The organism is Lentzea aerocolonigenes (genome assembly GCF_000955955.1).
Classification (GTDB): Bacteria; Actinomycetota; Actinomycetes; order Mycobacteriales; family Pseudonocardiaceae; genus Lentzea; species Lentzea aerocolonigenes_A.
Map to the genome: position 1 here is coordinate 1 of NZ_JYJG01000402.1, position 20,578 is coordinate 20,578.

The 20,578-nt window shown below is 69.0% G+C and carries 20 protein-coding genes; 9 read left to right on the forward strand and 11 right to left on the reverse strand.

Annotation, left to right across the window (positions count from 1 at the left end):
* A partial coding sequence (locus tag UK23_RS40410) for a WD40 repeat domain-containing protein (protein ID WP_045317091.1) occupies positions 1–1,805 on the forward strand: 1,805 nt, incomplete at its 5' end.
* 187 nt (positions 1,806–1,992) lie between these two features.
* Positions 1,993–2,430: a hypothetical protein gene (locus UK23_RS40415; protein WP_156213739.1), complete on the forward strand. Its 438-nt coding sequence runs from the start codon at positions 1,993–1,995 to the stop codon at positions 2,428–2,430.
* 46 nt (positions 2,431–2,476) lie between these two features.
* On the opposite strand, the gene UK23_RS40420 is transcribed toward UK23_RS40415, so the two are convergent.
* The 8 genes from UK23_RS40420 to UK23_RS40450 all read right to left on the reverse strand — a co-directional run bounded on the left by UK23_RS40420 (position 2,477) and on the right by UK23_RS40450 (position 9,058).
* Positions 2,477–3,310 (reverse strand): alpha/beta fold hydrolase, encoded by an 834-nt coding sequence (locus tag UK23_RS40420; protein ID WP_045317093.1) that lies wholly within the window; start codon positions 3,308–3,310, stop codon positions 2,477–2,479.
* Positions 3,311–3,378: 68 nt separating this feature from the next.
* Positions 3,379–3,513: a hypothetical protein gene (locus tag UK23_RS54715; protein WP_269112333.1), complete on the reverse strand. Its 135-nt coding sequence runs from the start codon at positions 3,511–3,513 to the stop codon at positions 3,379–3,381.
* Entirely contained in the window at positions 3,510–4,163 is a 654-nt protein-coding gene (locus UK23_RS40425; RefSeq protein ID WP_231114898.1) for an SDR family NAD(P)-dependent oxidoreductase, read from the reverse strand. Before UK23_RS40425 ends, UK23_RS54715 begins: the two co-directional genes overlap by 4 nt.
* Positions 4,164–4,175: 12 nt before the next feature.
* A complete protein-coding gene (locus UK23_RS40430) occupies positions 4,176–5,501 on the reverse strand; it encodes a M20/M25/M40 family metallo-hydrolase (RefSeq protein WP_045317094.1) in 1,326 nt (441 codons plus the stop codon).
* A 19-nt stretch (positions 5,502–5,520) separates the two neighbouring features.
* Positions 5,521–6,411 (reverse strand): glutaminase, encoded by an 891-nt coding sequence (locus UK23_RS40435; protein ID WP_045317095.1) that lies wholly within the window; start codon positions 6,409–6,411, stop codon positions 5,521–5,523.
* Between the two features lie 30 nt (positions 6,412–6,441).
* Positions 6,442–7,029, reverse strand: a complete 588-nt coding sequence (locus UK23_RS40440) for a DUF6801 domain-containing protein (RefSeq protein ID WP_052685464.1) — start codon at positions 7,027–7,029, stop codon at positions 6,442–6,444.
* Between the two features lie 144 nt (positions 7,030–7,173).
* A complete protein-coding gene (locus UK23_RS40445) occupies positions 7,174–8,331 on the reverse strand; it encodes a helix-turn-helix domain-containing protein (protein WP_045317096.1) in 1,158 nt (385 codons plus the stop codon).
* A 58-nt stretch (positions 8,332–8,389) separates the two neighbouring features.
* Positions 8,390–9,058: a GAP family protein gene (locus UK23_RS40450; RefSeq protein ID WP_045317097.1), complete on the reverse strand. Its 669-nt coding sequence runs from the start codon at positions 9,056–9,058 to the stop codon at positions 8,390–8,392.
* 78 nt (positions 9,059–9,136) lie between these two features.
* Between UK23_RS40450 and UK23_RS40455 the strand changes: the two genes are divergently transcribed.
* From UK23_RS40455 to UK23_RS40465, 3 genes are all read left to right on the forward strand, one after another.
* Positions 9,137–9,547 (forward strand): hypothetical protein, encoded by a 411-nt coding sequence (locus tag UK23_RS40455; RefSeq protein WP_156213740.1) that lies wholly within the window; start codon positions 9,137–9,139, stop codon positions 9,545–9,547.
* A gap of 120 nt (positions 9,548–9,667) precedes the next feature.
* Positions 9,668–9,940 (forward strand): hypothetical protein, encoded by a 273-nt coding sequence (locus UK23_RS40460; RefSeq protein ID WP_052685465.1) that lies wholly within the window; start codon positions 9,668–9,670, stop codon positions 9,938–9,940.
* A gap of 18 nt (positions 9,941–9,958) precedes the next feature.
* Positions 9,959–10,840, forward strand: coding sequence for a LysR family transcriptional regulator (locus tag UK23_RS40465; protein WP_196778099.1), 882 nt, complete (start codon positions 9,959–9,961; stop codon positions 10,838–10,840).
* On the opposite strand, the gene UK23_RS40470 is transcribed toward UK23_RS40465, so the two are convergent.
* Positions 10,821–13,403: a LuxR C-terminal-related transcriptional regulator gene (locus UK23_RS40470; protein WP_045317100.1), complete on the reverse strand. Its 2,583-nt coding sequence runs from the start codon at positions 13,401–13,403 to the stop codon at positions 10,821–10,823. The genes UK23_RS40465 and UK23_RS40470 overlap by 20 nt on opposite strands.
* A complete protein-coding gene (locus UK23_RS53230) occupies positions 13,400–15,745 on the reverse strand; it encodes a helix-turn-helix transcriptional regulator (RefSeq protein WP_045317101.1) in 2,346 nt (781 codons plus the stop codon). Before UK23_RS53230 ends, UK23_RS40470 begins: the two co-directional genes overlap by 4 nt.
* 191 nt (positions 15,746–15,936) lie before the next feature.
* On the opposite strand from UK23_RS53230, the gene UK23_RS40480 reads away from it, so the two are divergent.
* The 4 genes from UK23_RS40480 to UK23_RS40495 are packed head-to-tail and all read left to right on the forward strand — an operon-like array spanning position 15,937 to position 19,323.
* Positions 15,937–16,881, forward strand: a complete 945-nt coding sequence (locus tag UK23_RS40480) for an ABC transporter ATP-binding protein (RefSeq protein ID WP_082115379.1) — start codon at positions 15,937–15,939, stop codon at positions 16,879–16,881.
* The gene (locus tag UK23_RS40485; protein WP_052685466.1) at positions 16,878–17,585 is read left to right on the forward strand and encodes an ABC transporter permease; all 708 of its coding nucleotides are present in this window, start codon (positions 16,878–16,880) and stop codon (positions 17,583–17,585) included. Before UK23_RS40480 ends, UK23_RS40485 begins: the two co-directional genes overlap by 4 nt.
* The gene (locus UK23_RS40490) at positions 17,582–18,721 is read left to right on the forward strand and encodes a sensor histidine kinase (RefSeq protein ID WP_052685467.1); all 1,140 of its coding nucleotides are present in this window, start codon (positions 17,582–17,584) and stop codon (positions 18,719–18,721) included. Before UK23_RS40485 ends, UK23_RS40490 begins: the two co-directional genes overlap by 4 nt.
* Entirely contained in the window at positions 18,718–19,323 is a 606-nt protein-coding gene (locus UK23_RS40495) for a response regulator transcription factor (RefSeq protein ID WP_082115377.1), read from the forward strand. Before UK23_RS40490 ends, UK23_RS40495 begins: the two co-directional genes overlap by 4 nt.
* Here UK23_RS40495 and UK23_RS40500 read toward each other — a convergent pair.
* Entirely contained in the window at positions 19,320–20,234 is a 915-nt protein-coding gene (locus UK23_RS40500; RefSeq protein WP_419503922.1) for a squalene cyclase, read from the reverse strand. The genes UK23_RS40495 and UK23_RS40500 overlap by 4 nt on opposite strands.
* Positions 20,235–20,578 lie beyond the last annotated feature (344 nt).

Below are 20,578 nucleotides of genomic sequence, written 5' to 3' on the forward strand. Positions count from 1 at the left end.
TGGCGTTCAGCCCGGACGGCCGCACCGTCGCTGCGGCGGGATGGGACGGCGTCATCCGGCTCTTCGACGTCTCCAACCCCCGCCGCCCGGTCGAGAAGGCCCGCATCACCGGCCACGAGGGCCAGGTCCAGGCCGTCCAGTTCACCCCGGACGGCCGCACGCTCGTCAGCAGCGGCCAGGACAAGACCATCCGGGTCTGGGACATCTCCGGCCCCGCCACTCTCGTGCGGACCATCCAGGCGCACGACAACCTCGTGCACGGCATCTCGCTCAACCGCGCGGGCACCACGATCGCGTCCGCGTCCTGGGACGGCTCGGTCAAGCTGTGGGACCTCGCGACCGGCGACCACCTCTCCACGATCGACCCCGCCCCCGGCAACTTCGAGTCCGACGCCGTCGCCTTCCACCCCGACGGCCGCATCGTCGCGACCGGCGCGGACAACGGCGACGTCCTGCTGTGGGACGTCACCGACCCGCGCAACCCGGTGCGGATCGCCGCCGCCACCGGCCGCAACCTCTCCGTCCACACCATCGCCTTCTCCCCCGACGGCAAGTTCCTCGCGAGCGGCGGCGGCGACAAGACCACCCAGATCTGGGACGTCAGCGACCCGGCGAAGCTCCGCCCCGTCACGGCGCTGGCCGGCCACACCGACACCCTCTGGTCGGTCGCCTTCAGTCCCGACTCCCGGCAGATGGTCACCGCCACCACCGACGCCGAGGTCCGCGTGCTCGACCTCGCCAACCTCAACTACGCGCACCACACGTGGACCGTCTGGAAGCTCGACTACGACAAGCGCGGCCGCTACTTCGCCTCCGTATCCTCCGACGGCACCATCAAGCTGTGGCGCCCCGACGACCGCCACGCGCAGGAGATCTCCACCCTGCCCAAGCTCACCCCGGACGACGAGGCGCTGACCGTCGACGTGCACCCCGAACGCGACGTCGTCTTCGGGGCGACCATGGCGGGCAACGTCCTGTGGGACGTCACCGACCGCGGCAAACCCCGCGAGCTCAGCCGGGCGGTCACCGGCAGCCAGCCCGTCGTCGCCGCGAAGTTCAGCCACGACGGCAAGATGCTCGCCGTCTCCGAGGACAGCGGCGTCATCGGCCTGTGGAACGTCACCGACCCCGCCAACCCGGTGAAGGCGGGCAGCTTCGCCGTCCCCAAGACCTACACCGTGTGGCAGGTCGAGTTCTCCGGGGACGACCGCACGCTCGTCATCGCGAACGGCCGCCACGAACTGCAGCTGTGGGACGTCAGCAACCCGGCCTCGCCCCGCGCGTACCCCGCGTTGCACACCGACGACAACCTCAACCCCATCCGCCGTGGCGGCCAGGCCGGGCGCGAAGAGGTCATGACCGTGGTCATCCACGGCAATGTCATGGCGTTCGCGAACTCGGGCAACAGCGGCGCGCTCTACGACATCAGCGACCCCGCCCAGCCCCGCAGGCTCGGCACGCTGCCGAACGACGGCGGGCCGCTGCAGCGCCTCGCCTTCTCCCCCGACGGCACCCTCGTCGCGGCCGGCACGACCGACGACGTGATCCGCGTGTGGGACGTGCGCGATGCTCGCAACCCCCAGTTGCGAGCAGTGCTGCACGGTCACACGGAACGGGTGTGGGGTGTCGCCTTCGCGCCGGACAACCGCACCCTGGTGACCTCCGGCGTGGACCGCACCGTCCGTGTCTGGGACATCGACGTCGAGGCGACAGCGGCCCGCGTGTGCGCCACTACGACGGCGCACCTGTCCAATCAACACTGGGAGCACTACTTCCCCGGCGTCGAGCCGAGGCCTCTTTGCTGAACAACACCCTCACCGTTCCTCTCGACGCCATTTGTAGTGCGAAAACGTTGTGCGGTGTCGATGCTTGTCCGTCGTACAACAACGTCCGTGCAACTGATCGTGTCAACCGAGGGAAGGTGATCCTTCAGTCAACACTGAAGGAATAAAATTCTCCGAACTAGTTGTCGATGTGATCAGATTCGGTGTCATGGAGCTCGTGCCGCATGAAGTCGGGGTCGCGCACAGCGCACTGCCGCACGACGAAACGTCCACCAGAGCCCTGCTCGCCGAAGCCGCGGCGCAGGGCCTCCACACAGTCGTCGTCACCGCGGACGAAGGCGACGATCGCGCCCTCGCCGTGCTGCGCGAACTGCGCGCCGAATGGCACACCGAGGGCGGCAAGATCACCGCGTCGCTCGACACGGACGCCCAGGGCCAGCTCGCACACCTGTGGGGCCTGTCGGAGGACGAGCGGGCCGCGTGGCTCGCGGCGTTCCCCCGCCACGACGACCCGAACTGGTGGATGCACCGGCTCCTGGTGCTCAACCACCACCCGGAGTGGGCGCCGCTGAAGGACTGGCTGGTCGGCGAGCACGTGCGGCTCTTCGGACGTCCACCCGGCCGCGCCCGCCGCTCCCCCGTCTAGCCCACCTGGTCCACGACGCCGGGCCGCCTTCCCAGGTGGTCCGGCGTCACGCCTTCGCGGCGACCTCGCGGATCAGGTTCGCGAGCTCGGCGGGCCGCTCCAGCGGCAGCATGTGTCCGGCGTCGGCCAGCACGACCGAGGTACCGCCGAACTTCGCCGCGTCCGACTCGGGCACCAGGCGGTCCTCGTCCCCCACCACCGCCACCACGGCCTTCTCCTTGGCCACGGTCAGCCCGGCCTCGCGGTCGTAGCGGTCGACGGCGGGCCGGAACAGCGCGACCGTCTCCGGCCACTGCCCCCACACCATGTCCGCCGTCAGCTCGACGTCCTCGTCCACAGGCTGGTCCCCGAACAGCCACCACCGCAACCCCGCGGTCTTGGTCGGCTCGACCTTCTCCCGCACCGCCCGCACGATCGGCCCGAACGCCCGCTCCAGCTCCCGCACGAGCTTCCCGACCGCTTTGGGCCACGCCAGCGACGACTCGCTGCGCCCGCTCGCCGCCGTCGACACGAACACGTTCCCGAGCACCCGCTGCCGGAACAGGCGCGGCCTGCGCTCGGCCATCGCGAGCGCCGCCATGCCGCCCATCGAGTGCCCGGCGATGACGATGCTGCCCTGCGGCACCGCTCGTTCGATCAGCTCGCCCAGGTCGTCACCGAGCTGCTCGATCGTCGCCGTCTCCTTGGTGGCGCCGCCCGACTTCCCGTGCCCGCGGTGGTCGTAGGCGATGACCTGGAACTCCTCGCTCAGCGCTGCCACGACCTTGTGCCAGCTGCGGTGGTCGAGCGCGTAGCCGTGTGCCAGCACGACCGTCACCGGCGCTTCGGGATCGCCCGCCCGCACCACGTTGAGCTCGGTCCCGTCCTCCAGCCGCACCATCGGATTCCTTTCGCCGTGTCGTCTGAACGTCCTAACGAGACAACACGGATCCGGTTATCTCCGTGGCGTCAAACGCGGCCGAGCACCACATCAGGTGGCATCTGCCCACCACCCACTCCAGGCACCCCGCGGAACTGGTACGCCGAAGCCTGCCCACCCGGCTGGATGATCCACGCCTCCCCCGGCTCGGCCTCCGTGATCACCGCCTCGGGGCGTCCGCGATGTCCGACGGGGTCAGCAGCGGGAACTCCATCGCCACGAACTCCTCCTTCGCCGCACCGAGCAGCAACGTGTCCACGAACCCGGGACACAGCGCGGCGACCACGATCCCGTCAGCGGCCAGCGCCTTCCCCGCGGCCCGCACGTAGCCGACGACAGCGTGCTTCGTCAGTGTGTACAACGGATCCGACGGCATGGCCGCCAACCCGGCCAGCGACGACGTGATCACGATCTTCCCGCCGCCGGCCCGCCGCAACGCCGGCACGGCAGCGCACAACCCGTAGACCACGTGGTCGACGTTGACCCCGACGAGCTTCCGGTACCTGGCCACGTCCAGGGCGTCGATCCCGGTCTGCCCGCCACCGATCCCCGCGTTCAGGTGCACGATGTCGAGCCGCCCGAACTCCTTCTCCACCTGCGCGACCACCGCGGGCAGGACGGCGGGATCCGTGACGTCACCGGCGATCGCGATCCCACCGGCAGCGGAAGCGATGCGTTGTGCCCCTGCGGCATCGAGGTCCAGGACGGCCACCGAAGCACCGAGCCGGGCGAGGCGGCGCACCACCGCCGCCCCGATTCCGCCCGCTCCACCCGTGACCAGCGCGACCCGGCCTGTCAGATCCACAGTGGACACAACGCACTCTCCTCAGCTGTTGCGAAGGAAACGGTCCAGAACGCGCACACCGAACTTAAGCGCATCCACCGGCACGCGCTCGTCCACGCCGTGGAACAACCCCGAGAAGTCGAGGTCCGGCGGCAGCTTCAACGGCGAGAAGCCGAAGTTGCGGATGCCGAGCTGCTGGAACGACTTGGCGTCGGTGCCGCCCGACAGCATGTACGGCAGCACGCGGGCACCGGGGTCCTCGGCGATGATCGACGCGGTCATGGCGTCCACCAGAGCACCGTCGAACGTGGTCTCCACCGGCGGCAACCCGACCCACTCGCGCTCGACGTCCGGCCCGAGCAGCTCGGCCAGCTCGCGGTCGAACGCCTCCTCACGGCCCGGCAGGATCCGGCAGTCGACCGTCGCCTCGGCGGTGGAGGGGATCACGTTCGCCTTGTAGCCGGCGGAGAGCATCGTCGGGTTCGCCGTGTCCCGCAGCGTCGCGCCGATCATCCGCGACAACGCGCCGAGCTTGCCGATCGAGCCCTCGATGTCGTCGTCCGGGAAGTCGAGGCCAGTGATCTCCGTGACGCCGTCGAGGAACTCGCGCACGGAAGGCCGCACGATCAACGGCCACTTGTGCTGGTCGAGACGGGTGACCGCCGCGGCCAGCTTCGCCACCGCGTTGTCGTGATGGATCATCGAGCCGTGCCCCGCGGTGCCCTTGACCCGCAGTTTCAGCCAGCGGATCCCCTTCTCGGCGGTCTCGACCAGGTAGGCCCGCACGTCGTCCTTCAGCGTGATCGAGAACCCGCCGACCTCGGAGATCGCCTCGGTCACGCCCTCGAACAGCTCGGGCCGGTTCTCCACCAGCCACTTGGCGCCGAAGAGCCCGCCGGCCTCCTCGTCCGCGAGGAACGCGAACACGATGTCACGCGGCGGGACGACGTTCTCCCGCTTGAAGTGCCGCGCGAGGGCCAGCGTCATGCCGACCATGTCCTTCATGTCGACCGCGCCGCGCCCCCACACGTACCCGTCCTGCACCGCACCGGAGAACGGGTGCACAGACCACTCGGACGCATCGGCGGGCACGACGTCGAGGTGACCGTGGACCAGCAGAGCCCCACGGCTCGGATCCGCACCGGCGAGCCGCGCGATCACGTTGCCGCGCCCCTTCGCGCCCGACTCGACGTAGGTGGTCTCGTACCCGACCTCGGACAGCTTCTCCGCCGCCCACTCGGCGGCCTTGCGCTCCCCCACCAGCGTCGCGGGATCACCCGTGTTGGTGGTGTCGATCTGGATCAGCTCGCTGACCAGGGTGACGGCCTCGTCTTCTGCCAGCGTCAGTGCGTTCCCCGTTGTGCTCACCCCGTCTTCCTACCACCAGTCAGAACACTGACCAGCCCGTGAGAGTCGTGAATCGGTCCAAAGCGTCGAGACCGGCCACGGAGTTGCCTCGTGCGTCCAAGGCTGGACTCCAGACGCAGATCGCGCACTTCCCGGGCACGACGGCGATGATGCCGCCACCGACCCCGCTCTTGCCGGGCAGGCCGACCCGGTAGGCGAACTGGCCGGCGGCGTCGTAGGTGCCGCACGTGAGCATCACGGCGTTGACGCGCTTCGCGCCGCTGACCGTCAACAGGCGGGTGCCGTCGTTGCGCACACCGTGGCGGGCCAGGAAGAGAGTCGCCCGAGCAAGATCAGCGCAGCTCATCGCGATCGAGCACTGCCGGACGTACTCGTGCAGCACGACGTCGACGGAGTTGCGCATGTTGCCGTACGAGGCCATGAAGTGGGCCAGCGCGCGGTTGCGGTCGGAGTGGTCCAGCTCGGACTTGGCGACCTCGGGATCGACGCCGACCGAGGCGTTGCCGCTCTCCGCGCGCAGGAAGGCCAGCAGCCGGTCAGCCGCTCCGAGCCCCAGATGGTCGGTCACGACGAGCGCACCGGCGTTGATGAACGGGTTGCGCGGGATCCCCTGCTCGGACTCGAGCTGGACCAGCGAGTTGAACGGCGACCCGGACGGCTCGCGGCCGACCCTGGCCCACACGTCGTCATCGGAATGCAACGCCAGAGCCAGCATGAACGCCTTGGAGATGCTCTGGATCGAGAACGGCGTCAGGTGGTCCCCAGCGCCGAAGACCTCGCCGTCCAGTGTGGCGACGGCGAGGCCGAAGGCGTGCGGGTCGATCCTGGCGAGGGCCGGGATGTAGTCGGCTACCTCGCCTCCTGGCGTGACCTCGGCGGCAATGCGGTCCACCAGTTGCTGGAGCTCCATGCCGCCAATCCCATCACGGGATCGTCAGGACTACGCCACGGGGAAGGTGTGGAACACGGTGTTCTGGCCGGCCTTGACGGTGCACTGGTTGGTGACCGTGCCGAGCCACGTCGGGTCGCCGTTCGCGAGGCGCGGCGTGAGCTTGAGCTCCGAGTTGCCGAGCGAGATCGAGGCGGTGCCGGCCTCGGTGAGCGTGAGCGCCGGCATCGTGCCCGCGGCGGTCACCGTGAACGTGCCGCTGGACGGGACCGCCGTGTTGGGGATGGTCGCTACCGACGACACGGTCTGGGTGGCGCTGCCGTTGGTCACCTTCACCTGGGTGGTCAACGTGCCGTCGACGGACTTCGCGCCGAGCCAGGCCAGCACGTTGGTGGCGCTCTCCGACACGGTGCTCTTCACGGTGTTGTTGGACACCGCGGTGGGCACGCCCACCGTCGCCGAGTCGGTCGCGTCCGACGAGGTGACCGTGGTCGGGGTGTCCTGCGCTCCGATGAGCGTGAAGTTGCAGGAGTAGGTGATGTTCAGCTCGGCGGTCGCGGCCATGCTGGGGACGGCCGTGACGACGCTCAGTGCTCCGGCGGCCAGTACGCAGGCAGCGGCGCGTGCGAAGTTCTTCATCTGCAGGGACCTCCGTGAGTACGACTTTGAACTGCAAGAAGGCGGTGTTGCTTTACTCGTCAGTAAAGTAACCAGCCGAGATTCCGCAATGCAAGAGAAAAACCGGTTTTATCACCTGGGTACGAATTGACTCGGAGCGATTTATCAGGCGCGATCCAATAAATAGTGTGCGCGCAGTGCCAGCTCGAGCGTGAACCGCTCCTCGGCGTCGTGCATTCGGTCGCCGAACAGTTCGTCCAACTGGTTCACCCGGTAGCGAACGGTCTGCGCATGCACCTGCAGCCGGGCGGCCACCTCGGGTGCACCGCCGCGTGCCGACAGCCACACGAGCAGCGTTTCGGCGAGCTTCGTGCGCTGTCGTTCTGTCAACGATGCCAACGGCGCCAACGCCCGTTCGGCCAGCTGCCGGGCCAGGAACTCGTCCGCGAGCACGGTCAGCTCGACCAGATGATCAGCACAGTCGAGCACCGGCCGGTCCGGCAGCACCTTCTCCCGCGCGAGCGCCAGCACCCGGCGTGCGCAGGCCAGCGACCACGGCGCCTCGGCGGGCACCACCGGCAACCCGACCGCGGCACGCCAGCCCGGCAACGCGCGGCGGATCCAGCGCGACACCGCGACCGGGTTCGGCACCAGCAGGTACGGCGTGGCGTCCTCGAAGTTCACCAGCACGTCCGGCGGCAGGTCGTCGGCCGGTGCGGCAGACGGCTCAAGAGCGACCGCGCAGAGCCGGTCCGGCATCGGCCACGCCGCCGCGTCCGCCGCGTGCACGACGCTCTGCCAGTTGCCGGACGGATCACCGACCAGCAGCTCCATCAGCTTGCGCCGCTTGCGTTCCAGCGTTCCGGCCGCACTCGCCTGCGCGGCCGCGTACCCCTCGACCGACAGGCTCACCAGCTCGTCCACGTGGGCGATCATCGCCTCGCCGAGCACCGACATCTGCCGCAGCGACAGCTTCCGCTGCTCGGCGAACCCGCACACGTGCCGCCACGCCACCCGCGCGCCGATCCGGTACGCCGCCTGCAGGCTGTCCAGGCTGCGGCCGGACTTGAACTCCCACGCGCCGAGCTTGCGGTGGATGTCGTCGTGCGGGTCCGGTTCGGAATCGGGCTCGGCGATCATGTCGACGAACTTCACCAGCGCCTGTCGAATGCCGTCGACGACGTTGTCCCGGAACTGGCTGTATTCGGGAATCGATTTCTCGATCGCCTCGAAAATGCTCACCGAAACCGGCGTCACTTCCAGTCGGAGCAACGGCGCCAGCTCCTGCGGGACCGATCTGCGGGGATCGTCCAGCCCACTCATCCTGGCGAGTGTAGGAGGAAAACGAAACGCGGTCGTTCAGCCAACTGGACCAAATGGTTCACAGGAAGAACAGCCGTGCGATGGCATCGCGTGCCACCAGGAACCCGGCGATGCCGAGGATCCAGCCCGTCATGCCCGCGCCCTTCTCCGCGAACCACGTGCTGATCCGGGTCAGCAGCGGTTCGATCCTGCGCTGCAGAGCCAGCCGCCCGCCGAGCAGCACGACCGCCGGCACGATCATGACCAGGCAGTACCCGGCGAGCAGCAGCCCGATCTGGGCCGGTCCGAGGTCGGCGGCGCTCATCATCCCGATCGCGCCCAGGTACGGCAGCATCGTGGCGAGCTCGACGACACCCGCGAGCACCGCGATGCCCGCCAGCGCGGCCGCCGAGCCGTTGGCGTTGATCCGCTCCCGCCACTTCCCCGTGTCCGGCTTCTTCTTGCCGTCGAACCGGAAGCTGACGACGAACAGGAACACGCCGATCACCAGCTGCACCCACAGAGCGATCTTGCTGTCGAGGTGGTCGATCACCTGCGACGCGCCGAGCACGATCAGCACGCCGACCCCGTAGTAGAAGACCGTGATCGTGCCGAGGTAGACGCCGAACCCGCCGAGCTTCAGCCGCCCCGGCGTGAGCATGAGCCAGATCGGGATGAACAACGTCCCGACGCTCGTCGAGTCGAGCAGCGCCAGCCCGGCCAGCGCCGCCACCAGTCCCAGTGTCATCCGTTCCCCCAAGTTTTTAGCACGCTCGTAATATTACAGGCGGCGCAACCGAGGAACCGATCAGGCGTCAAGATCGGCATGAGACGTTGGGTGTGGGCGACCGGGGCCGTGGTGGTGGCCGTCGCGGGGGGCGTGGTCTGGCAGGTGACGACCACGGAGTGGCTGACGGTGATCACCGCGATCCACCCCGACGGCACGGTGGAATGGGTCGAAGGCGAGTCGCGGCACACGGAGGACAACAACTCCTACACCTTCCCGACTTCCGACAAGCCGCACGTGGCGAAGCTCGCCGACGACGCGGTGATCCGCACGGCGTTCGGCTGCGCGACGCCGACAACGCGCGGGCTCGAGCTGTCGTTGCTCGGTCTCGGCACGGTCGAGTGCAGCCGGGAGGAGTTCCTGGCGATGGAGTACCCGCCGTACGCGCCGCGGCTGACCTTCAACTGGCGCGGGGAGATCACCGAGATCGCCGGCCGCTACCACCCGTGAATCGGAAAAGAACGCGGGTACCTGCCGATCGACGGCGAGTGGCGCACCAACGTCTTCCACCTGCCCATCCGAGGCGGCGGTGACGGCGGGATCTTCACGACGGCGGCCGACGTCAGCGCGTTGTGGAAGGCGTTCTTCGCCGGCCGGATCGTGTCGCCCGAGTGGGTCGCCGAGATGGTGAAGCCGCACAGCGAGATCCCCGAGGACGAGCTCCGCTACGGCCTCGGTTTCTGGCTGCACGGGTCGAAGAACCAGGTGCAGCTGGTCGGGCAGGACGCCGGGGTGTCGTTCAAGACCGTGCACGAACCGGAGTCGGGCGTGACTCGCACGGTGCTCGGGAACACCGCGGACGGTGTGTGGCCGGTCGCGCGGTTCCTCAACTCGCGAGGCTGATCCGGTATTCATGTCGGCATGGATCTCACGGCGGTTCCGCTCGTGTCGTTGCGGGTGTTCCAGGAGGTGGCCGAGCGCGGGTCGCTGAGCTCGGCCGCGTCGGCGCTGGGCTACACGCAGTCCGCGGTGTCCCGGCAGATCGCGGCACTCGAACGGGTCGTGCGCGCGCCGTTGCTCGACCGTCAGCGTGAGGGCGTCCAACTGACCGATACGGGCCACGTGCTGCTGCGGCACGCCGGTCTGGTTCTCGCGCAACTGGATGCGGCCAGCCGGGAGCTGTCCAGCCTTCCGGCCACCGCGGGCACCGTGCGGCTGGGGTGGTTCGCGGGGGCGGGCGGCACTCTCGTCCCATCGGCGTTGGCTGTGTTGAGGCGCAGCCATCCGGCGTTGACCGTCACCACGCGCGAGGGCACCACCGCGTCGCTGGTGCGCGCGCTGCGAGCCAGGACCGTTGATCTCGCCGTGCTCGCTTCTCCGTCGCCGCTCGACGACGAGACGCCCGCTCTCCAGGCCGAAGTGCTCGACGAACGCGAGCTGGTGCTGGCAGTGCCGTCCACGCACCCGTTGGCGCACAAGGACTACGTCGACGTCGAAGATCTGCGCGGGTGGGCGTGGATCGCGTCGCCTCCGCCCGGCCTAGGAGTGTGGCCGGGCGTGGACGAACGACAGGTCGTCGCGCACATGGCCCGTGACTGGATGGCGAAGCTTCAGCTCGTGGCGTCCGGGGCGGGCATCACGACGTTGCCGGAGTCGCTCGCAGCGTCCGTTCCTCAAGGCGTGCAGGTGCTACGGGTGCGTGGCGGCTCACGAGAGAAGCTCCGCGTCGTCGTGGCGTGGCTGAACCTCTCCGAACCGGCGTCCGTGGTGGTGGACGCGCTCGTCAGTGGTACTCACCCGTGAGCATCGCCGTCGCCAGCTCCACCCGTGACCGGTAGCCGGTGCGTTGGAAGAGCCGGGTCAGCTTGGCCTCGATGCTCTTCTCGGTGGACCTGAGGACGCCGGCCAGCTCGCGGTTCGTCAGCCCTTCCGCGACCAGGCAGGCGAGCAACCGCTCCTGCTCGGCCGTCGTCGCCGCCCGTCCGGGCACTGCGACGCCGTGCTCTCGCATGAGGTGGCGCAGCAAAGCCCTGGGCAGCAACGCGTCCATGATGCCGAACAGCTCGTAGGCCTCGCGCAACGTCCGCGCGTCACCGAGCCCGTGCGACGCCAACGCCGTCAACGTCATCGCGATCTCGTGCGGCTGGTCGCGCTCGACCACGATCCTGCGCACCTCGGCGGCCGCCTGCTTGTCATGCCAGGTCACCGCGCGGGCCAACAGGTGGTTGCGGTGCGCGCGACCGGTGTCCATGGTCTCGGCGATGTCCGCGAGCCGTTCGACGCGGAACTCGGCGTCCTCGCGGTCGTCGTCGTCCAGCGACATCACGGCGAGCCGCATCTCCAGCTCGTCGGTGCCGATCACGATGGCGTGCTGAGCGGCGAACGCGAGCCCGCGCCGCAATGCCCGGCGGCTCTTGTCCCGAGCGCCCAGCACGAGTTCGAGATCGGACTCCGGCACGTCCAGCAGGTGCGGAAGGATGTTCTGGCCTGTGCGCGCGTCGGCGATGACCTCGCGCGCACGGGTGAGCTTCGCGCGTGTGATGAGCATGGTGGCGAGGCCGTGAGCCAACGCCGTGTGTGCCGCGACCTGGCCGAGCGTCGAGCCGGTGACCAGAGCCTTGCGGGCGTTGCCGAGCGCGTCGTCCCATCGTCCGTCCGCGGTCTGGATCAACGCGAGGTCGGCGGCTTCGAGTTGCTGGCCGACCAGCATCCGTTCGGCGCGCTTCATCTCCCCCGCCAGCATCAGGCAGCGGGCCATCGCGGCCTGGAGTGCGGGCCGGTGCCGGTCCACCGCGTAGAGCGGGCACAGGCCGGGGTCGCTGGCGACGCGTTCGAAGTCGGCCATGCGCCCGGACATCAGCGCCGCACTCATGCCGAACAACTCGCCGAACGTCACGGTGGCCGCGTTGCCCAGGCGCCACATACCGCGTGTACTCGCCAGCAACGTCGCCGCTTCGTCCCATCGGTCCGTGTAGCACATGGCGACCGCACGGCCGATGAACCGCGCTGCAGTGCCACCGGGGAGCGAACGCCAGCTGCTGTCGGCGACCTTGCGCAGTGCGGCCCTGTCCCCCGCCGCGCACATGCCCACGAGCCGGATGAGGTGCAGCTCCTGAATCTGGTCCGGGGTGAACTCGTCCGGCAGTTCGAGCGCGGCTTCCACACTGGCCATCGCGGTCACGAAGTCGTTGTGGGAGGCGCAGGCGACGGCGTGCATGAACAACGCTTCCGCCTGCTGCGTCGGGCTCGTGGCGCGGCCGGCGGCGGCACGGAGCCAGCGTCGTGCGGACGGGTCGTGCAGGACCACGGCCTTGCCCGCGGCGAGCAGTTGGGCGCACGCCTTCTCCGCGTCGGCGAACCCGCCCGCGTCGATCAGCCGGTCCGGGAGATAGCTGGGGTTCGCGCAGAACGCCCTGCCCTCCCAGATCGCTTGGACTGCTCGCCAGCCGAGGTCATGGCGCTCGTACGGGCCGAGAACGGCCGCGAGCGCATGGGCGAGCACGGGCGCACGGAACCGGTAGCCGTCCTCGTGCCGTACGAGCACGCCTTCTGCCTCGAGTTCGGGCAACCCGCGGGTGTCGCCGAGGAGCTCTACGGCGGCCGGGCCGAGCGGATGCAGGATCGCCATGGCCTTGGCGGTCTGCCAGGCGTCCTCGCCGAGCAGCCGGATCCGTTCGACGGCGGGGTGCCGGTGGCCGGTGCCGCGTGGTTCGTCGACCAGGTAGGCGGTGCGGTCGATGATCCGCAGCGCACCGCCGCGCAGGTAGCCGTCGACGGCGAGGTCGACGAGGCCCGGGAAGCCTCGGCTGTCCTTGTGCAGCCTGCGCGCGAGCTCCGGGTCCGCCGAGACGTTGAGCAGGCCGGTGAACATGAGGCTGACCTCCGCCCGGTTCAACGGCGTGAGGGGCACGATCTCGGTGAGCGCGTTCGACTTCAGCGCATCGGCGAGATCTGTGTGTTCGAGACGCACGGGCGTGCGGTAGCTACCGACGACACAGGTGGCGAGTTGGGGCAACGCGTCGAGGAGCGCGCGCAGCACGTCGTGGTTGAGGCGGTGCAGGTCGTCGAGGAACAGCACCGGCGGCCGTGACCACCGTGCGAGTTCCTCACGCACACGGGCGACCACAGCCTGGGGGCGGTTGCGGTCGGCGCGCAGCAGTGGCACGTCTGCTGTGCGCACACGCTGATGTTCGAGCGTGTCCCGGACCTCGTTGAGGAGCGCCGTGCGGCCGATGCCCGCGGGTCCGGTGACGAGCACCAGCCGCGTGGTCCCCGACAACAACGGCCACACGACGCTCGTGTGTGCGTCATCGCGCGCGATCAGGTTGGAGGTTGGAGTGTCCGTGTGGTCGAGCGTTCCCGTCATCCGGTGGCTCCTCGATCATCGAGCCTGCCTGCGAGGCTCGCGGCGGCCAGCTCCACGCGCGACCGGACGCCGGTGCGCAGGAACAGGCGAGTGAGGTGGTGCTCGACGGCCTTCTCCGAGGTCTCGAGCTCGGTGGCGATCTGACGGTTCGTCTGGCCCGCGCGCACCAGTTCGACGATGCGCAGTTCGGTGCCGGTGAGCCCGGTCGGGTTCGCGCTGGTGCGCGGCGCGGCGACGCCGAACTTGCGCATCAACGCGGAAACCCTGGCGGGCAACAGGAACGACGATCCGCCTTCCTTCGCGATGGAGTGCAGCTCCCGCACGACGTGGCGCGGGTCGTCGGCGAACTGGGCGAGGATGTGGCACGCCCACAACAGGTCCGGGCGGTGGCCCCGGCGGCGCACGAGTTCCGCGCCGCGTGCCGCCTCGGCCGGGTCGTGGTAGAGCAGTCCCTTGGCCAGCAACAGGACCTGGAGCGTGCAGCGGCAGTCGCCCCACCGGTGCAGCTCGGTGATCTCGGTCATCAGGGAACGCGCGATGTCGAGGTCGTTGTTCCTCATCGCGATCTGCAGTGCTTGCAGCATCAACCGGCTGGTGCCCGTGCGCACGCCAGCCTGCTTGACGCGCTGGAGCGTGCGCCAGGCGAGGTTGACCGCGGTCCGGGAGTCGCCCGCGCGGTGCAGCAGGCCGCACTCGACCATGGCGCGCGTCGGGGCGTACCTCGTCGCGTGGCTGACCTTGGCCAGCCACGCGAAGGCCTGCCGGTGCTCGCCGCGCGCGGAATGCATTGCGGCGGCGAGGATGCGGCCGTGGTGGTGGGCAGGCATCGGTCGTTTCGTGAGCTCCAGCTGGCGCACGGTCTGCAGTGCGGACGTGAAGTCTGCTTTGGCGTAGTCGCGGACCACGCGTTGGTAGAGCTTCAACGGGCCGTGGTCCGGAGTGCGGTAGCGCTGGCCCAGGACGAGTTCCAGGACCATCGCGACGTCACCGGCCGTGCCCGCTTCGATGATGTCGTCGAAGCGTTCCCGCGCTTGCTCGTCGCGGACGAACCTCAGCGCCGTGCGGCAGGCCTGCACGTCCGAGCGCAACGCGTGGTAGATCGCGTTCAGCTCGGCGTTGGAGATGATCACTTCGTCGTCGTGCGTGGTCATCGGCAGTGGCGTCCAGTCGGCAGGTCCGCCGAGCCACCACCGTGCGAGTGCTACCGCCGGGCCGCCCTTGATCTGCGACTCTTCGCCGTTGAGCAACAACAGCATCGTCGCGGCGTCGGTGTTCGCGTCCGCCGTGACGCACTCTTCGAGAACGGTGCGCATCAACTCGTTCTGGCCCGTGGCGACGAGGACGGCGAGCGCGCGGTAGTACAGGCGTCCGCACGGTCGGTCCTGCACGGCGGTCATGCGGACCGCGGCGGTGAGCCAGCGCCCTGCCCGTTCCGGGTCGGTTGCCTGGATCTCGACGGCGCGGTCGGCGAGCCAGCGGGCCTTGCGCGGCGCGTCCGGCAGGTCCGGGCCGGCCAGTGCGACGAGGTCCGGGTCGGCGGTGTCGGCGGCGAGGGCGACGTGCATGCGGCGCACCTCGTCCTCGCCGCTCTGGTCGATGATCGCGTTGGCGAGTGCCGGGCAGAGGACCTTGAGGTCCTTGGTGAGCACGCCGCGTTCGACCAGGTCGTCCAGCGCACGGCCGCAGGCGTCCAGGTTCTCCTTGAGCAGCTTGAGGTCGGTGACCTCGATGCCCTGGCGCACGACGCACAGCAGCGCGACCTTGTGGGCGAGCCCTTGGACGTGCTCCATCAGCGAGTGGTGCTTCGGCAGGCTGATCCGGTCGCTGGCGAGGAAGAGCCGGTCGCCGACCCACGTCAGGTTGAGCTCGCCGAGAGTCGCGAGGACCGTGCCGGGGTTGCCGTAGAGCGCCCCGAGTGCGGTTCGGAGAGCTTCGACGACGCTGTGGTCGAGCGGGTCGCGGCTGGTGATCAGCTCGGTGACGATGTCCGGTGACAACGTTGGCACGTCGATGACGAGGTCCGCGGCCTCGGCCAGTTCGGCGTGGTCGCGGCAGACCGCGACGACGAGGCAGCCGGGCATGCGCATGGCGGTCGTCGTGAGGACCGGGTCGTCGAGCCGGTCGGCGTCGTCGATCAGCACGACCGCACGGGATCTGGGGCGGTGGCTGACGACGGTCACGCCCTCGGCGCGCCACATCAGGGCGGCCTGGCGCAGCAGTTCGGAGCGTCCGCTCCCCGGCTCACCGCGAACCACCGCGAGTCGTCCGCGTGAGGCCGACGCCTCGAACGCGGCGCGCAGTGCGGCGATCTCCCCATGGCGTCCGCGCAGCTGTTCCTGCACGTGACGACTCCCCTCGCTTGGACGGGATCCGGCGGGCCCCTGCCACCCGCCGGATCCCGGAGGTGGCCGCGCCCGGACTGGGCGGCGGCGAAGCTGGACCGGGACGGCCACTGGCAACGACATTATGTGAGAGCGCGACCGTCTCGTGTGGACGCGGGGAAACCCCTCAGATGGCCCGCATGACATCTGTCATGGGTTTCTGGTGTGTCCCGGCACTGCTCTCCAGGCGTATTTCCCGAGATCGTGGGCTTGTGACAGCGATCTCGGTGCGGGGACTAACACGCCGGTACAGCGGAGGTTTCGAAGCTGTACGGGGCGTCTCATTTGATGTGGAGCGGGGCGAAATGTTCGCTTTGCTCGGTACGAACGGTGCGGGAAAGACGTCGACGGTCGAAGTTGTGGAAGGGCTCTCACGTCCTGCGTCGGGAACTGTGTCGGTGTTGGGGCACGATCCGTTTCAGGAGCGGTCTCTCGTTCGGCTACGAGTTGGGGTGATGCTCCAAGAGGGCGGCTTTCCTCCTGATCTGACTGTGACCGAGGCCACAAAGATGTGGGCGGGGACCTTGACTTCCCCGCGTCCGGTCTCGGAGGCGTTATCTCTCGTTGACCTGGCACATCGGGCTTCGGTGCGGGTGAAGCAGCTGTCCGGCGGTGAACGCCGGCGGCTGGACCTGGCGCTGGCGTTGCTCGGGCGGCCCGAGGTGCTGTTCCTGGACGAGCCGACGACCGGGCTCGATCCGGAGTCGCGGCGCAACACGTGGGAACTGATTCGCGCGTTGCTGCGCGAGGGCGTGACCGTGCTGCTGACTACGCACTATCTCGAGGAAGCACAGGCGTTGGCCGACCGGCTGGCGATCATGCACCGAGGCCGGATCGTCGCCCAGGGAACGGTTTCCGAGGTGGTGGACGCGTATCCGTCTCGCATTTCGTTCGTGCCGCCTGCCGGGGTCTCGTTGCCGGTTGTCGTTTCGGATGACGGCGCGGGACGAGTCACCGTGACGACCAACAATCTGCAGGAGACCCTGCACGAGCTTCTTGCGTGGGCCCATGTCAACTCGGTGGAACTGTCCGGTTTGGACGCTCGATCGGCGTCACTGGAGGAGGCGTTCCTGGCGATCGCGGAGGAGGCGGCATGAGGGCCGTTGCTGTGGGGCAGGCGGAGCTGAAGTTGTTCTGGCGCAACCGGACCGCGCTGTTCAACTCGCTCGTGATGCCGTTGCTGATCGCGCCGGCCTTGATGGCCGCGGACGCCGACGGAGTGCCGTTGATAGTTGGCCTGGTCGGCTTCGTGTTGTTGATGGCGGTCTACTACAACCTCGTCACCACGTTCGTCGCGCGGCGGGAAGAGCTTGTTCTGAAACGTCTTCGCGTTGGTGAGCTGACGGATCCGGAGATCCTGCTCGGCGCGTCGCTGCCGTCCGTTGTGGTGGCGTTGGGGCAGATGGCGTTGTTCGCGGTGATCGTCGGGGTGACGACCGGGATCGCTCTGCCTTCGCAGCCGTGGTTCCTGGTGCTGGGCGTCGGTGGTGGCGTGGTCGTGTTCGTGCTGCTCGCCGCCGCCTCGTCCGCGTACACCCGCACGGTCGAGATGGCGCAGGTGACGTCATTGCCGGTGCTGGTGGCGTGCCTGCTGGGTTCCGGCGTGTTCTTCCCGCTGTCGATCGTGCCTTCCGAGGTGGCGGCCGTGCTGCGGTTGCTGCCCCTGTCCCCGGTGCTCGAACTGCTGCGCGCGGGCTGGGACGGCGGGCCCGTGGTGCGGCCGATGATCGTCCTGGCGGTGTGGATCGGCGTCGGGATCTACGCTGTACGGCGCTGGTTCCGCTGGGATCCTCGGAGGTGAGCTTGCTCGGCTGGTGGCGGTCCCGTGGCAACGCGGCGCGGTTCGACTTCTACGTCCGCGTCACGTTCTACGTGAGCTACGCGGCCCTGCCACCGTTGCTGATCATGGGCATGGCCGACGAGATCGGCACCGCCGCCCTCGTCGCGGTCTCGGCGGCAACCCTGGTCCACGCCGCGCTGAGCATGCGACTGGTTCACCTCGGCATCGAGCACCACCTGGGCAAGGCGCCCCACCCGCGCACGCTCCTCGTGATCATCCTGGCGTACACCGTCGCCGTGCTGGTCGCGGCCGAGCTCGCCTTCCCCCACCCGACACCCGGCAAGCCCGACGGCCCTGCCGACGGCATCGCGGTGATGTTCCTGGTGCTGACGATCACCACCCTGTCCGCGGTGCTCAGGCCGCACACCCTGGCCCGGGTTGCACTGGCGGGTGGCCTCTTCATCGCCCTGACCGCCTCGCCGAGCCGCGGCGTGTTCACCACGATCATGCTGCTGGTCCTGGCCCTCGGCTTCCGCACGACGCTGTGGATGGTGGGCCTCGTGTGGGAGCTCGACCGCTCCCGCGAGGTCCGCGCCAGCCTCGCCGTGGCCGAGGAACGCCTCCGCTTCGCCCGCGACCTGCACGACGTCGTGGGCCGCAACCTGTCCGTCGTCGCGCTGAAGGCCGACCTGGCGGCGCAGCTGGCCCGTCGCGGCCGCTCCGAGGCCATCGACGAGATGCTCGAGGTCCGCCGGATCGCCCACGACTCGTTGGACGAGCTGCGAGCCGTGGTGAGCGGCTATCGGACCGCTGATCTCTCGGTGGAGCTGGCCGGCGCGCGTTCGTTGCTGGCGTCCGCGGGCATCGACTGCCGCGTGATCGGTGAAGTGAACGTTTCCGGCGAGCCCGCGGGCGCGTTGGGCTGGGCCGTGCGTGAGGGCGTCACCAACGTCCTGCGCCACAGCACCGCCAACTCGTGCACGATCACGTTGCGCGGCAACGTGCTGACCATGTCCAACGACGGCGCTTCCTCCTCCGCCTTCCGCTTCGGCAGCGGCCTCACCGGCCTCCGCGAACGCATCTCGGCCCTCGGCGGCTCGATGACCGCGGCACCGGAAGCTCCTGACCGTTTCGTGCTCACCGTGGAGCTCCCGTGATCCGCATCCTGCTGGCCGACGACGAACACCTGATCCGCGGCGCCATGGCCGCACTGCTGTCGCTGGAGGACGACCTCGAAGTCGTAGCCCAAGCCGCCACCGGCGCCGAAGCCCTGGCCACCGCCCGCGTGGTCCGCCCGGACGTGGCCGTGATCGACCTCCAGATGCCCGACCTGGACGGCGTCTCCGTGGCCCAAGCTCTTTCGTCCGAACTTCCTTCGTGCTCAACGATGATCGTCACCAGCCACGGCCGGCCGGGGCATTTGAAGCGTGCGCTGGCTGCCGGCGTCCGCGGCTTCCTGCCCAAGACCGTCTCGTCGGATGTGCTGGCCACCGTAGTCCGCACGGTGTTCGCCGGCGGCCGCTACGTGGATCCCGCTCTCGCCGCCGAGGCCATCAGCGCGGGCGACAACCCTTTGACGCCACGCGAAGCCGACGTCCTGGAACTGGCTCTGGAAGGCGCTCCCATCGACGAAATCGCCCGCCGCGCTTCGTTGTCGCCCGGAACCGTCCGCAACTACTTGTCTTCCGCAGTAGGCAAAACCGGCGCCTCCAACCGCCACGAAGCGGCCCGCTTCGCCCGTGCCCGAGGCTGGATCTAGCTGTCCCACCACTCCAGCACCCTGGTGGCGAAGAAGGTCAGCCACTTGGACGGCTCCCCTTTGACGACGTCGGTCTCGAACCAGACCTCGCCGGGATGCCTCCCAGCCTGCAGCCACGTCCCGTCGGGTTGCCTCGCCCGCCGGATCATCTCGACGGCCTCACCCATCCGCGGGTCCTTCCGGCCGGCTTCCCTGAAGTAGTCGGCGGCGTTGAGCACGCTGTACCCCCACCGAAACGGCGACCGGAACTCGCTCACCCACTCCGCGACCGGCTCGTTCGTCGACAGCCGCTTGTACAGCTTCCTTTCGAGCAGGTATTCCTCGCCCGCCGCTCTCGCCCCGTTCTCGCTCCCCGTACCCCGCTCGTGAATCAGCAGACCTTTGAGCGCGTTGAGCGTCGAGTGAAACGACGACCTCGTAGATCCCTCAACCCACTCGCAATTCCAGCCGCCATCCGCGAGCTGATGCTCCCCGAACCAGTCCGCGATCCCCTGCACGTCCGCCCCGAGCCACACCCCGTTGGCCAGCGTCCACGAGTTGATGCAGACATCCACCTCGCCACCCCAATAGGGCAGGTCCTCGTACTCCCACCGACAGTTCGCCTCGAGCAGCTCGACCGTCCTCCTGGCCCTCAGCACCTCCGCGTCGAGCCCCCACTCCCGCAAGGAGTTGAGCGACCACGTCGTAGCCGTCCACGGCTGCCCGTCCCCCGTCCCGTCAAACCCTCGCGGAAAGAACGCCCCACCGGCCCACATGCCATCGGCGCCTTGTTCCTCGAGCAGCCGAGCGCCAAACCCTTCGCTGGCAACCTTGGCGCGCGTGGCCTGCCAAACCGCCGCCGGTTCGTGCACGACGTCCCGCTCAACCTGCCACCGCAGGGCCGGATCCGAGTCGAGCAACCACCCCGTCAGCTCACTCATCGCCCGACCCTAACCCGGCCACGTGACCGATCTGGTGGTGTGCGACCTGGACGGAACCCTCCGACGCCCAGACACAACCCTCTCCGAGTTCGACCGAGACAGCCTGAACACCCTCCTGGCCTCCTGCGTGGCCCTGACCATCGCCGGCGCCCCCGCCATCAGGCCTTCCTCCCCGGCATATCACTGACGCTCCCAGTGATCGAACTGAACGGCGCCCCCTCTCCGACCCCACGACCGGCACCCACCTGATCTCCACACCATCACCGACACCGCGGTCGTAGAACTCCTGCTACCTCGCTCCCCAGTCCTGACCACGTACGACGGCACCCGCGACA